This is a genomic window from Psychrobium sp. nBUS_13 (assembly GCF_051201665.1).
GTDB lineage: Bacteria > Pseudomonadota > Gammaproteobacteria > Enterobacterales > Psychrobiaceae > Psychrobium.
In genome coordinates, this window is record NZ_CP179210.1 from 3,015,096 (window position 1) to 3,028,460 (window position 13,365).

Annotated in this window: 12 protein-coding genes and 1 pseudogene; 8 read left to right on the plus strand and 5 right to left on the minus strand. The window is 39.9% G+C overall.

The genetic code is table 11. The annotated features are described in order from the left end of the window. The first annotated feature begins 53 nt into the window (after positions 1-53). From ACMAZF_RS13910 to ACMAZF_RS13940, 7 genes are all read left to right on the plus strand, one after another. Positions 54-1,706, plus strand: coding sequence for an ABC transporter substrate-binding protein (locus tag ACMAZF_RS13910; protein ID WP_435274388.1), 1,653 nt, complete (start codon positions 54-56; stop codon positions 1,704-1,706). Further along, positions 1,706-2,737 (plus strand): ABC transporter permease subunit, encoded by a 1,032-nt coding sequence (locus ACMAZF_RS13915; RefSeq protein WP_435274389.1) that lies wholly within the window; start codon positions 1,706-1,708, stop codon positions 2,735-2,737. The genes ACMAZF_RS13910 and ACMAZF_RS13915 overlap by 1 nt, the downstream gene beginning before the upstream one ends. Further along, complete coding sequence (locus ACMAZF_RS13920; protein WP_435274390.1) at positions 2,724-3,617, plus strand: ABC transporter permease subunit; 894 nt, start codon at positions 2,724-2,726, stop codon at positions 3,615-3,617. Before ACMAZF_RS13915 ends, ACMAZF_RS13920 begins: the two co-directional genes overlap by 14 nt. After that, positions 3,617-4,609 carry a peptide ABC transporter ATP-binding protein gene (locus tag ACMAZF_RS13925; protein WP_435274391.1) on the plus strand — a complete coding sequence of 331 codons (993 nt, stop codon included), beginning with the start codon at positions 3,617-3,619 and terminating at the stop codon, positions 4,607-4,609. Before ACMAZF_RS13920 ends, ACMAZF_RS13925 begins: the two co-directional genes overlap by 1 nt. A gap of 3 nt (positions 4,610-4,612) precedes the next feature. Further along, complete coding sequence (locus tag ACMAZF_RS13930; protein WP_435274392.1) at positions 4,613-5,380, plus strand: peptide ABC transporter ATP-binding protein; 768 nt, start codon at positions 4,613-4,615, stop codon at positions 5,378-5,380. 22 nt (positions 5,381-5,402) lie between these two features. Further along, the gene (gene ppiC, locus ACMAZF_RS13935; protein WP_435274393.1) at positions 5,403-5,681 is read left to right on the plus strand and encodes a peptidylprolyl isomerase PpiC; all 279 of its coding nucleotides are present in this window, start codon (positions 5,403-5,405) and stop codon (positions 5,679-5,681) included. Between the two features lie 69 nt (positions 5,682-5,750). Beyond that, positions 5,751-6,359 (plus strand): hypothetical protein, encoded by a 609-nt coding sequence (locus ACMAZF_RS13940; protein ID WP_435274394.1) that lies wholly within the window; start codon positions 5,751-5,753, stop codon positions 6,357-6,359. Here ACMAZF_RS13940 and ACMAZF_RS13945 read toward each other — a convergent pair. The 4 genes from ACMAZF_RS13945 to ACMAZF_RS13960 all read right to left on the minus strand — a co-directional run bounded on the left by ACMAZF_RS13945 (position 6,356) and on the right by ACMAZF_RS13960 (position 10,210). Continuing rightward, positions 6,356-6,910, minus strand: a complete 555-nt coding sequence (locus tag ACMAZF_RS13945) for a hypothetical protein (protein ID WP_435274395.1) — start codon at positions 6,908-6,910, stop codon at positions 6,356-6,358. The genes ACMAZF_RS13940 and ACMAZF_RS13945 overlap by 4 nt on opposite strands. Before the next feature lie 178 nt (positions 6,911-7,088). Beyond that, positions 7,089-8,984: a transglutaminase domain-containing protein gene (locus ACMAZF_RS13950; RefSeq protein WP_435274396.1), complete on the minus strand. Its 1,896-nt coding sequence runs from the start codon at positions 8,982-8,984 to the stop codon at positions 7,089-7,091. Positions 8,985-9,049: 65 nt separating this feature from the next. Continuing rightward, positions 9,050-9,496 (minus strand): DUF3857 domain-containing protein, encoded by a 447-nt coding sequence (locus ACMAZF_RS13955; RefSeq protein ID WP_435274397.1) that lies wholly within the window; start codon positions 9,494-9,496, stop codon positions 9,050-9,052. A gap of 75 nt (positions 9,497-9,571) precedes the next feature. Continuing rightward, the gene (locus tag ACMAZF_RS13960) at positions 9,572-10,210 is read right to left on the minus strand and encodes a 3'-5' exonuclease (RefSeq protein WP_435274398.1); all 639 of its coding nucleotides are present in this window, start codon (positions 10,208-10,210) and stop codon (positions 9,572-9,574) included. 200 nt (positions 10,211-10,410) lie between these two features. Here ACMAZF_RS13960 and ACMAZF_RS13965 point away from each other — a divergent pair, with 200 nt between their 5' ends. Further along, positions 10,411-12,084 carry a M1 family metallopeptidase gene (locus tag ACMAZF_RS13965; RefSeq protein ID WP_435274399.1) on the plus strand — a complete coding sequence of 558 codons (1,674 nt, stop codon included), beginning with the start codon at positions 10,411-10,413 and terminating at the stop codon, positions 12,082-12,084. A 123-nt stretch (positions 12,085-12,207) separates the two neighbouring features. Here the strand turns inward: ACMAZF_RS13965 and ACMAZF_RS13970 are convergent. Continuing rightward, a pseudogene (locus tag ACMAZF_RS13970) lies at positions 12,208-12,633 on the minus strand (transposase); the annotation flags it as partial. Positions 12,634-13,365 lie beyond the last annotated feature (732 nt).

Here is a 13,365-nt window from a genome sequence, read left to right on the forward strand (position 1 = left end):
ACAGGGACTTGGCGTTACATTAGCTATGTATCATTAGCGGCTTACATACCACCATGAAAAATTGGTTTATTTTTATTATTAAATTGTGTTTTCTCACTGGCTTTTTCATGCTGTCAGGGTGTAGCCCTAGTGTTGATGATAATGTCCATACTCCTGGCATTGTTTATTGCTCTGAAGGCGATCCAACCTCATTTAATCCACAATTAACCACCAACGGTACAACAACCGATGCGTCGTCATACCAAATTTATAATCGGCTAGTTGAATATGATCCAGCACTTGGCAGCATTGTTCCTGCTCTCGCTCGTCATTGGTTTATTAATGAAGACGGCACAAGCTATACATTTTATCTTCGCAAAAATGTAAAATTTCATAGTAATAGCAACTTTACACCAACACGTGACTTCAACGCCGATGATGTACTGTTTAGTTTTAATCGCGTCATTGATTCAGCACACCCCTACCATAATGTCTCGGGCGGCAGTTATCCGTTTTTCCAAAGTGTTGGTTTTACAGATATCATCAATAAAATAATGAAAGTAAATGATTATATGATCGTCATTCATCTTACTGAGAAAGACGCGTCATTTATGGCAAACCTCGCTGCTAACTTCGCTATAGTGCAGTCCAAAGAATACGCAGAGCAACTGACCAAACAACAATTGCAATCGCAGATTGACTCCCAGCCAATTGGAACAGGACCATTCATACTCGATTCTTATTTTCAAAATGACCACATTCGTTATAAAGCAAATCAAGACTATTGGAACGGTGCACCAGATATAGAGCAATTGGTCTTTGATATTACACCAAAGAGCACCAACCGCATTGCTAAATTAATGACTGGAGATTGTGATATTTCTGCCTTACCACAATCGAGTGAAATTGATATTATTCGCCAAAACCGAAAACTAGAGCTGCAAATTCAAACTGGATTTAATGTAGCGTATCTTGGCTTTAACACAGAAAGAATTCCTTTTAATGATCCGAAAGTACGCCAAGCTCTTTCCCACGCCATTAATAAGCGAGCGATCGTTGAAGCGGTATATTATGGCAGTGCAACCATTGCTGATAGCGTATTGCCATCGTTATCTTGGGCTTACAACGATACTTTACAGCCCTATGAATATAATCCAGACAAAGCCAAGGCTTTACTTGCAGAAGCTGGTTTTAAAGACGGCTTTGATATGACACTGTGGGCGGCACCGGTACAACGAATTTACAATCCTAATGCGATAAAGACGGCGGAGCTCATTCAGGGTCAACTTAAGCTAGTCGGAGTTAACGTAAATATCGTCACCTATGGCTGGAATGTGTTCATTGACAAGCTAAACGATTATAGCTACGACTCGGTGCTAATGGGATGGACGGCAGATAATGCAGATCCTGATAATTTTTTCAGGCCGCTATTTAGCTGTGCTGCGCTACTTTCAGGCGGAAACAGAGTAAATTGGTGTAACGATGATTTTGATGAAACCATTAACCAAGCCATCGCATCAACCGACCAAAAGAAACGTGTTCCCTATTATTTAGCAGCACAACAAACACTCAATAAGCAAGTACCGCTAATTCCTATCGCCCACGCGCTACGATTCCAAGTGAAGAGTCGCAATATTTCGGGCCTTTCACTTAATCCTTATGGCGGAATTTCATTTGCAAAAGCGAAACGTAAAGCGTTAAGCACCAGCGATGGAGGAACAAAGTAATGTGGTTCTATATTGCTCGGCGGGTTAACTTATTTATATTCACTGTCTCTGTGTTATTTTTGTTAGTGTTTGTCATGCTCAATGCCCTACCAGGAGAGCTTGCCACTAATTTAAGCGGTGTTAAAAATCCAACGATTGCCCAATATGACGCAATTGTTAGTCAATATCAGCTAGATAAAAGTTGGTTTAATCAATATATATCTTTTATAAAGCAACGTATTCACGGTGACTTTGGTGTGTCTTTTAGTGACGCTAAGCCGATTTATGATGAAATGTTACGCTTGTTACCGGCCACTATTGAATTGTGTATTTACGCGATGACTATTGCATTGTTACTGGGATTACCCTTAGGTATTATTGCTGCCGTCTATTATAAGAAATTTGGTGATTTCTTTTTATTGGGTACCAGTCTTATCGGTTATTCTATTCCTGTTTTTTGGCTTGGTGTCATTGCCATTATGTATTTTGGTCTCGATTTACAATGGCTTCCGGTCGCTGGTAAGTTGAATTTGCTGTATCAAGTCGAGCAAGTGACTGGCTTTACGCTAATCGATATATATTTATCAGATATTCAATACAAGCAGCTCGCCTATCAAGATGCTGTAGCTCATTTAATTATGCCGACATTAACACTCGCGGTTATTCCTGCTGCGGTAGTCATTCGAATCACTCGAACAACGATGCTCGAAGAGCTCAATGCCAATTATATTAAAGCGGCGCAAGCGCGTGGTCAGCACCCATTGTCAGTTATTTTTCATCATGCGCTGCCAAACGCGATTCAACCTGTATTATCGCAAATGACCTTGCAGCTAAGTACATTGCTTACTAGTGCTATGGTAACAGAGGTAATATTCTCTTGGCCGGGTATTGGCCAATGGTTAATTCAAGCAACGTATCAACAAAATTACACCATTATCAGTGCGGGCGTCTTAGTCTGTGCAGGGTTTGTAATAGTGGTAACAGTGCTCAGTGATATCTTGCTAATTGCAACCACGCCACGTAGAAGGAGCGCTGAGTATGGCTCGGTCTGATAGTATTTATCAAGAAGACACTATTCCAACCCCGTTGCGTCATATCTGGCTTAACTTTATAAGTTATCCAGTTGCAATGCTTGGATTATGGGTTTTTATTGGCTTTTTGGTTATCACCTTAGTGGCACCATTTATTGCACCTTATCCGCCCGGATTACAGCACCCTGATGCATTACTATTTCCGCCATCTTGGCATGACGATGGTCAAGTATCTTACTTTTTAGGGACCGATGATCTTGGACGAGATATTTTATCGAATCTGCTTCATGGTGTTCGTACCACATTTGGTTCAAGTCTGATTGTTACTATATTTGCTGCGTTCATTGGGATTTTCTTAGGCATTTTATCGGGAATGTCGCGCGGCCTAAAATCAAGTATTCTAAATCACATCCTTGATGCAACCTTAGCTATCCCTTCTTTGCTACTGGCAATCGTACTCGTGGCTATTAGCGGACAAACGATGATTAATGTAATGATTGCCGTAGGTATCGCGCTGGTGCCACAGTTTGTTCGTGCGACTCACACAGCGGTTCATCACGAATTGTCACGTGAGTATGTTGTTGCAGCCAAACTTGATGGCGCAAACAAATTTCAGATTTTTTATAATGTCATTCTTCCCAATGTATTAAACGCATTAATCGTCCAGTTTACACTGGCAATATCTATCGCAATTATCGATATTGCTACCCTAGGTTTTTTGCGTATTGGTGCACCGGTATCAACGTCAGAATGGGGAACTATGCTGGCAGATGGCGTTGATTTAATTTTTATTGCACCATGGAATGTAACCTTTCCTGGCATGGCCATTTTTGCCAGCGTATTGGCTGTGAATTTCATAGGATATGGTCTACAACGTGCAGTTAAAGAGGGCTTAGGTTAATGCCATTACTTGATATTAGAAATCTCAGTATCGAATTTGATAGTCCACACGGGCGTATTCGCGCTGTTGACCGCGTAAACCTTTCATTAAATCCTGGTGAAATACTTGGGTTAGTTGGTGAGTCAGGCTCAGGTAAAAGTTTAGTGGCGAAGGCCATCATGGGGATTTTAACCGAACGATGGACTGTATCTGCCGACCGCTTGAGATACAACGGCGTCGATTTATTAGCCTTAAGTGCCAGTGAACGAAGAAAATTGATGGGTCGTGAAATTGCAATGGTATTTCAAGAGCCATCCTCGAGTCTAGATCCTAATGATACGGTTGGTCATCAGTTTAATGAATCGCTGCCAATGGACGAATGTGACGTTCCTTTTTATCGCCGAAAAAAATGGCGTGATGAACAAATCAAAGGACTGCTGCACAAAGTAGGGATCCGCGATCATAAACGAGTGCTAAAAAGCTATCCTCATGAATTATCAGAGGGCCTGTGCCAAAAAGTGCTTATCGCAATGACCATCGCTTATAAGCCGCGACTACTCATTGCTGATGAGCCAACAACGGTTATTGAAGCAGGTGCTCAAGATCAGATTTTTAAGCTCTTCAAAAAGCTTAATCAGCTCAATGATGTATCTATTCTTTTGATCACTCACGATTTAGAACACGTAGAAAATTGGACTCAAACTATTACCGTTATGTATTGTGGACAAACGGTAGAGTCAGGAATTACCAAAGATATTTTTAAGCAGCCATTTCACCCTTACACAATGGCGTTATTACAGAGTATGCCGCACTTTGATGAGATGCTTCATCACAAGTCACAACTAACCACGCTGTCTGGTTGCGTTCCCTCATTGCAACATTTACCAATAGGTTGTCGGTTAGGGCCTCGTTGCCCACGAGCTCATCGCAAATGTGTTGAAACACCAGTGATGGAAAAGTCACGCGGTCATTATTTTAGCTGTCATTTTCCGCTAACAGAAAACATTGAGTAGTCTATGAATACTTTGCTTGAAGTAAACAATCTGACAAAATCTTTTAAGGTTGGTTATCGCTGGCTCATTCCGCAATATCAACGAGCACTGGGCCCTATTTCGTTTAACTTAGAAGAGCAACAGACCTTATCAATTGTCGGTAATTCAGGTTCAGGTAAAACCACGCTCGCACGAATTCTAGTAGGCGCAGAACAACGCACCTCCGGCGAGATAATTCTTGAAGGAGAGCAACTCGAAGTTAAAAAGCATATTCAGCGTTGTTGTGCCATCAGAATGATTTTTCAAGATGCTAATACTAGTTTAAATCCGCGAATGCGCATCGGAAATTTGTTAGAAGAACCCCTAAAATTCGCCACAGATATGCCGGCTAAAGAGCGTGAAAAAGAGGTCTATAGTAAACTTCGACAAGTAGGCTTGTTGCCTGAACACGCTCATTTTTATCCTCACATGATCTCTGGCGGCCAAAAACAACGCATTGCCGTTGCACGAGCGTTAATGCTTAATCCGCATATTATTGTGGCTGACGAAGCGCTTTCAGTATTAGATATGTCTGTACGTTCTCAAATTATAAACCTGCTCTTACGATTACAAAAAGAGATGGGACTGTCGTATATTTTTGTATCCCATAACATTAATGTCGTGCGACATATTAGTGACAAGGTGATGGTGCTTGATCAGGGACAAGTCGTTGAATTAGGTGATACTGAGCAAGTATTTAAATCACCAAAGCACGATCAAACTAGAAAATTGTTATATACTCTCGGCCATTAATCGTTAGCCAAGAGTCATTATCATGCCAACAGCAAGTGCCGTCCATATTCTGGTAAAAACCCAAAAAGAAGCTGAAAAACTAAAACAGAAACTCGCCAAAGGCGCTAGTTTTTCAGACTTAGCCAAAAAGCATTCAACTTGTCCATCAGGTAAAAAAGGGGGAAATTTAGGCGAATTTAGACCAGGACAAATGGTAAAAGCATTTGATAATGTCGTATTCAAAAAGCCAATATTAGAAGTACATGGCCCAGTAAAAACCCAATTTGGTTTTCATCTGATAAAAACCCTCTATCGAAACTAGCCCCATTTCTGATGTTATATAAAAATTGTTTTTCATCAATAGGTTACCAATTAACACGGAATAACATTCATGGTTCCAACCAATCAAACCTCAAACAAAAACGCCGTCAATACGACACAACCAGCCCGCTTTACTCAGAAATTAGATAACCGAGAGCTGACTAAAACCAGTTTTTGGATAAGCCAGATATTCATGATCATCGCGACTGTCACCGGTGTTTTTCTAGCGGCACAAGAAGGTCTATCTCAAGCGATTCTATTTGATTCTTTAAATCGTTTAGAGAACAACTATCATCTGCGTCGTTCTCTTGATGATGAAATTAGCGCCAACGTAACAACGCTAAAAGCTTATGCCGATTTAGTCGCATCGAACAAAGTGTATGATCTAAAATCTCAACGCCCTATTTTACTCACGTTTGTGTGGGACAACATGAAGTACTCATCATCAACGCTTGAAACACCTTCTCATATTTTATCAAAAGCGAGTCAGTTCTATGCACAGTCAAATGATATTGTGCGCCGCATCGAAACACGTAAATATGGTGCAACCTTTGGTTCTAAAAAATTGAGAGAACTCATCACTGATATGGAAAATAGTGGTCTAGCGGCACTGCGTACTAATCATCAGCAGCTAGCAAATCAACTTACTAGTGCTGGTATCATAATTAGCCGTGACTAGTTTTGTTTCTTTGCTGCTTGTTTCGGCTGCCATAATTCATTAAGGGTTTGATAAAAATATTTATCATCCCCTTCAGTTGAGGGTACATACAAGTCAAAACTTGTGTCATCCAATCGTGTCACCGTTATAGAGGACGTGACGAGTTCATTCCCTTCTTTAAAATCAATAGATTTAATATCACTAAAAGCCGCGCGTTCAATAGTAAATGTCTTAGATGCATCTCGCCAATAAGAGAAGACGTTGTCTTTGGTAAATCCATTACCGTCTTCAGACAAATCGATAGTGGTATTACTATAAAACAACTGCGGAATTTCATCGCCTTGCAATACGTCATTACGGCGCATAAATTGAATATCTTTAGGCCACATAGCATCACTTTGAACGACACGTTGTGCAGGAATAAAGTTGCTCCATTGAGCAGCAGCGAACACCATTAGGGGAACAAATAAACTCACCAAAGCAATATGCCGTGGTAGTAAACGATTATTGAAGGCGACGTCTTCTTTGCAGTCTTTATTTTCATTGATGATGACACGCAACATAGGCCACATTGCTAATGCAAAAATAATAGGTGTTATCAGGAAATAGTAATCATAATAACCGAGCACGTTATACCAATTGCATTAAGTAAGTGATCTTGTTGTGCGTAGAGAAAATCAGCTAAAACAAGGCGCTCGATTGACTAATAGCTGGCTATTAGGATTGAGAGCAACGCCATTTTAGTTAATTTTAACAAGTACAAGTGGGCAAATATTTAATGCAATTGGTATTAGCCGCAAAGAACAATCCAAACATCGCAATGGCCATTGGTAAAGACAGTAATAACGGTGATTGAGACAACAACCGATTATCATCCATCCGTCGCAATCTAATCCACAACGGAATAAACCAAATCACCATAAACACGGCTCGCCAAAACGGCGTTATTGGCTCGTTGGTGTCACGCTTTATCGCCTCCCATTGACGATAGGCCCAATAGCTTGGATAAAATCCAAAAGTTAGAACGGATAAAATCAATACTTTAGCAAAACTGACCGGGTAAAACCGTGTTTCACTCTTGCGCTCCAATTCACTACCATCAATAAGCCATGCCATGGCTATCATGCCATATCCGACAAAATACAAGATAACGACAATTAACCAGCCAAGTTTATCTGGCTCAATACTTTGACTAGTCGCTGTAGAGGGCTCAGCAGAAGTAATGTAATCAGAAACAGAATAATATGTCACTTTACGCGCTAATTTTCGAGCACTGTTATAATCGTCAAAATCAGCTATCGAGACAAAATCAACTTTTGAGCGATAGTGATACTCGATTATTAGTTTTCGTGCAGTTTCATCATAATTGAGCTGATAGTTAAAATAATAAAATTTATTATCTTGCTGTAATGATTCATCATCGAACTCCCACCCATCTTCACCAATTAATAAAGTAATTGTTTGTTTGACGTTAACGGGATAGCTCAATAGATAGGGCGAATTACGTTTAAGTTGCGATGGTTTCTTTAAATAACCACGAATAGAATGGGCATAAAGCTCTCCATCGAAACGCCCTTTACCTTCGTCCTGCCAAAAATCATTTAATTGATAATGCTCGGTAAGGTTGATTTGACCAGTGACAGGATCTTGCTCATGCAGCATTGGCGTTAAGGTTTCAGTTTGCTGATAATAATCACGATAGAAGTTAAGATAATCTTTTTCTAAATCAGCTACCCCATCTTCTGCAATACGGCGACGATTTCTATCGGCAACATTCCCAAGATAATGAGATGCGACGGTCAAGGTGGCAGGTTTACCGCCACCGGCCGTAATATCAAACGTTTCATGAACAAACTCTCCAACTTTTCGCTGACTATCATTCATTGAAAAAAGAGTGTCAGAGCCTGGTTTTATCAGCAGTGCAACATCATAGTTCGGCTGGTAAATATCATCAATTTTCCCCGCTTGAAAACTCAATGTTGGATCAAACCAAAAGTGCTTATCACCAATAACTACTTGCGCAATAACATGATCAAAACTGCCAACACCTGCTGGAATCTCCAGTAATTTACGACCGTCATCGGTATTAACTAAAGCAGGATAGGCTTCAATACCTAGAGCATTCAGCAGCGACACAAACAGCACTACTTTATCTTTACAATCACCATAACGACGTTCTAGCGTCTCGCTTGCAAATGACGGCTGATGAGAGTTTCTTCCCATTTCAATACCAAAGTATCGAACATCGTCTTGTACTATTTTAAGTGCTGCCGCAACTTGCTGTTGTGGATTATCAAACGTTAACTTGAGATCTAATACAACTTGATTAAATGCCGTATTCTCACCATTTTCAAAAGCCGCTTCATACATAGGAAGCGCCCAATCAACTATCTCTGCCCAACTTTTCGATTGTGTAAAAAACAGCTGGGCGTATGGTTCAAACCAACTTGGTGATTGCGAGTTATATCCTTTGTAATCACCGTCAATACATTCAAATTCATATAACGTAAACTGTTGCCCTAAGCGACTAGCTATCACAGAGTTGTCAATGGTCAATTCATTGGAAGATGTTGAAACATAAAGTGGTGTTTTCTTGCCCCACAAAGCACGAACACTTTGCTGATGCAATGGAATAGACCAACTCACGTAAGGACGATAGCTGTATAATCCATTATAAACTGGGTTTCGCCCTTTTCGTGAATAAGAATATTCTAAAATATCATTAACCGCACATCATCAATAATAATCTTTGCACTCTGTCTGCCATTATAAATTAAATCATCAAATTCAGGTTCAACATTGATAACTTTAATATCACTACTTACCAATTTATCGATGATTATCCCGTCTCGAATAATATTTACGTAATGAAAAACAACGGATTCGTAGATAGGGTCAAAAGTAACACTCACCTGACCAGATTGCTGAACGCCTTTCTGGTTGACGATTAATTCAGCATAATGACGAAACGCAACCGAGTCATCTTCTGTTACTTTATTTTGAGCGTCAGCCAATAAATAATACGTCCCGTCGCTAACATCTTTAACAGGAATATTTTCGGGTAAGTTAGGCGTGATTTTCTTAACCCATTCAGGTACCGGCTGCTTAGAAACCTTTGCCAATGGCAGTTCAGTAGCCGACGCTACTGATATTATCATTAACGTAAAAAAGACCAAAAATAAACGAATGGTATGCAAAATTAACGTCCTTGCTTAGGGAAGGTGGAGCAAAAATTAGAAACTACACTGCTGTAAATTATAATCCTGTAACAAACTAGCCACTTGTTTTTTAGGAGTGCAGGACACCTGTTGCATCAAAGAAAAAGGAATTGATGAAATATGGAATTGCTCGTTAATAACATTAAGCATCGACAACCATAATTTTGCCGTCATTTGCGCATCAAATAACGCTCTGTGAAAATCTCCTTCGCCGGCTAGTTCAAGGTGTTTAACCAAATTACCTAAACTGTGGCTATCTGATTCTGGAATTAAACGACGTGCAGCTAACAAAGAACAGGTAAATTCCCCACCGTAGTGTCGATTAATCAATTTTAACTCATGCTCTAAAAATTTTTGGTCAAAAGACGCATTATGGGCAAGTAAATTATCATCTCCAATGAAATCACAAAATTCACTCATTACCTCATCACACGGTCTAGCATCAGCTAACATTGCATTAGTAATGCCGGTGTAATCTTCAATAAAAGGGCTTACCTGCCGCCCTGGATTCATCAATGCTTGAAATTGCTCTGTAATTTCGCCGTCGACAATTCTAACCGCGCCAATTTCAATCGCTCTATCGCCATTATCAGGTGACAGCCCCGTGGTTTCAAAATCCAATACTACTAGCGAATTGGCCAGCTTATGCGCCATGTTAATCATGCTCTAATTGGTGGCCTACAGGCCGAAATGTGATAATTTTATTCACAATAATTATTCAACATTACTTTAAAAATTATGTTGTTACAAATCTAATACTCAAATTGAGCTAATTTGCCTTCAGCTATTTTGTTCAATGGCGTTGATACTGCTATATTACCGACCAATTCTTACTATCTGCTTTAGGCTTCAGAATGACAATCATTAAAAATATCGCCATGGCGGGACTTTTCGCGACAACGATAAGTAGTCCTGTATTAGCAGCTGATTTATTAGCAGCTAATGACAAACCAATTTCGCATCAAGAAAAACTACGTGGCAGCATTACGCCAGAACGAAGTTGGTGGGATTTAAAACATTACAACTTAGCTGTCGATGTAAAACCAGAGCAACGTTATATCTCTGGAAAAAACATAATGACTTACACTGTATTATCTAAAAAAGACCGATTGCAGATAGAATTACAATCACCGATGCAACTTGGAAAAGTCACTCAAAATGGTCAAGAGCTTGTCGTCGATAAAGACGGTTATACCTACTTTATCCATACAAAAGCTAAGCAAGAAGTAGGTAAAGAGTATCAGATTACCATTGAGTTTTCCGGCAAACCTCAAGTCGCTAAACGTCCGCCTTGGGATGGTGGTATCACTTGGAAAAAAGACGAGAATGGCAAACACTTTATCGCGACCTCAAATCAAGGTAATGGAGCTAGTATTTGGTGGCCAAACAAAGACCATCCTTATGATGAGCCTGACAAAGGTGCCGATGTAGCCGTCGAAGTTCCTTATGGTTTAATGGATATTTCAAACGGCCGCTTAGTGGGCATTGACGATAATAAGCAGCGTAAAACCAAGACATTCCATTGGCAGGTTACCAACACCATCAATAATTATGCAATCAGCTTAAACATTGGTGATTACGTCCATTTCTCAGAGCAATATCAGGGAGAGAAAGGATTATTGGATATGGATTATTACGTGCTTCGTGACAATCTAGATAAAGCGAAAAAACAATTTAAAGACGCTAAACGCACTATGCAAGCACTTGAACATTGGTTTGGTCCGTACCCATTTTACGAAGACAGCTACAAATTAATCGAAGTGCCTTATTTAGGAATGGAGCACCAAAGTGCGGTGACCTACGGCAATGGTTATCAAAATGGTTACTTAGGTCGCGATCGCAGCAGAACAGGTTGGGGACTAAAGTTTGATTTTATTATCGTGCATGAATCTGGTCATGAATGGTTTGCCAACAACCTAACCAACAAAGATGTTGCAGACATGTGGATTCACGAAAGTTTCACCACCTACAGTGAGAATCTTTTTGTTGAATACCATTTTGGCAAAGATGCTGGTCATGAATACATGCGTGGTCAACGCGCTAACATTGCAAACGATCGTCCTATCATAGGTACTTACAACGCTGATCGTAACGGATCAAGTGACATGTATGACAAAGGCGCAAGTATGCTACATACTATTCGACAAGTTGTAGATAATGATAAATTGTGGCGTGATATTTTACGAGGACTAGGTAAGGATTTTTACCATCAAGTCGTCACTACGCAACAAGTAGAACAATACATGATTGATAAATCGGGCAAAGATTTGTCTAGTATTTTTGACCAATACCTACGTGATTACCGACTACCAACACTTGAATATTTCATCAAAGATAAAAAGATGATGGTACGTTGGTCGAACGCGGTTAAGAACTTTGCCATGCCAATCAAAGTCAGCATTGACGGTAAAGAGCGCTGGATAACACCAACAACGCGCTGGAGCGGCGTCAAGATTGAGAAAGCCAATCCAAGCTTTAGTGTTGATAAAAACTTCTATATTTCAACACTGAATATATTAGGAAACTAGACCTTAACAAAATTTACAAAAAAGCAGCGGTAATACGCTGCTTTTTTTAAAAGTAATACTTCTCAAACCACGCCAAGATATTTTCAATTTTAGCAATCATCCGCGATGGACGACCAGCACTTTTTTACCCGCTTGAGCAACCAGAAAACGATGTCGCCATAAGAAAGCCGTTTTAAGGTTAATACCACAAACCTCGGCAGCTTCTCTTAGGGGGAATACCAATTGCATACAACGGGCATGATCTTCCCACAGATGAGGTTTATGTAATCGAGCGAATGGTGTCTTAGTCTTGTTGTTAAAGGTTTTATGACAACCTTTACAGCGGTATCTCTGTATCGCACCTGATTTCCCCCACTTTTTCAATTGAGTGGATTCGCAATGAGGGCATTGTGGGGATAGGTCAAAAAGAGGCGAAATAATTTCATCGGTACTGATTTCAGCCTCTAGGGCTTGAATTGACTGATGAACTATCTCTCTTTGCGCTGGAGTCATCGAGGAACGTTGTTTCGTTATCCGGTTAAGCTTGCTTACAAATGATTTAGTATTGATTACCAATACCTTCAATAAGTTAATCTCACTATTGAGTATAGACAACAATTAGCTACAACAGCGCCTTTTATTTACATAGACTTGCATACGTCCGATTTTATTTTCCACAAATTCAATATAGAAAGATGACCAGCTAATGAAATACCGCAATCACGATAAAGGGAACAAAAATAACTAATGGTAAAAAGTTGATTCCCTTACTTCTCGTATGCTTCTTTGCAAGCTGCACCTGACACTCCATGAGCTGAGATTGTAACTTTTTGCAATAACGTTGTACGTGCATATAATTCCCTTTTTACACCTTAATAATCAATAATATTGAAACTAATATCTAAATCCGATTTAGATATTAGGGTCTGTTGATCTTTTGAGTTCATTTTTGCAGCAATTTGTTTGAGGTTTCTGCAAGGCAGAGCCTATGTGGTGTAGCTGGGTACACGAATAGGCGATAACGCCGTAGAAATAACAAACAAATGCTGTCAGTTGGATTCATCTAAAAGGATTTTGTGCCGCGTTATTCGTCATTCACCTAGATAAACTAGGCATCAATCCTCATGCCTTGCCCAAAACCCTTTTAGATTGAACAAAATTTGAACCACAAAGTTCAACAGACCCTAGTAATTAAAATTAAGAGTGTCAAAGTCTTAGCATTAATAACCATCAACACCGACCGTTAATCTCTTCCCCTCCCCGACAACCTTAGTTACACTAGCCTGCTATTATTTCTATTTA

Excerpts from the sequence above, each read along its gene's own strand:
- ppiC (WP_435274393.1), top strand. The coding sequence starts at position 5,403 with ATGCCAACAGCAAGTGCCGTCCATATTCTGGTAAAAACCCAAAAAGAA.
- ACMAZF_RS13955 (WP_435274397.1), bottom strand. The coding sequence starts at position 9,496 with ATGATAATATCAGTAGCGTCGGCTACTGAACTGCCATTGGCAAAGGTT.
- ACMAZF_RS13930 (WP_435274392.1), top strand. The coding sequence starts at position 4,613 with ATGAATACTTTGCTTGAAGTAAACAATCTGACAAAATCTTTTAAGGTT.
- ACMAZF_RS13960 (WP_435274398.1), bottom strand. The coding sequence starts at position 10,210 with ATGGCGCATAAGCTGGCCAATTCGCTAGTAGTATTGGATTTTGAAACC.
- ACMAZF_RS13945 (WP_435274395.1), bottom strand. The coding sequence starts at position 6,910 with ATGTGGCCTATGTTGCGTGTCATCATCAATGAAAATAAAGACTGCAAA.
- ACMAZF_RS13940 (WP_435274394.1), top strand. The coding sequence starts at position 5,751 with ATGGTTCCAACCAATCAAACCTCAAACAAAAACGCCGTCAATACGACA.
- ACMAZF_RS13920 (WP_435274390.1), top strand. The coding sequence starts at position 2,724 with ATGGCTCGGTCTGATAGTATTTATCAAGAAGACACTATTCCAACCCCG.
- ACMAZF_RS13925 (WP_435274391.1), top strand. The coding sequence starts at position 3,617 with ATGCCATTACTTGATATTAGAAATCTCAGTATCGAATTTGATAGTCCA.
- ACMAZF_RS13965 (WP_435274399.1), top strand. The coding sequence starts at position 10,411 with ATGACAATCATTAAAAATATCGCCATGGCGGGACTTTTCGCGACAACG.
- ACMAZF_RS13910 (WP_435274388.1), top strand. The coding sequence starts at position 54 with ATGAAAAATTGGTTTATTTTTATTATTAAATTGTGTTTTCTCACTGGC.
- ACMAZF_RS13915 (WP_435274389.1), top strand. The coding sequence starts at position 1,706 with ATGTGGTTCTATATTGCTCGGCGGGTTAACTTATTTATATTCACTGTC.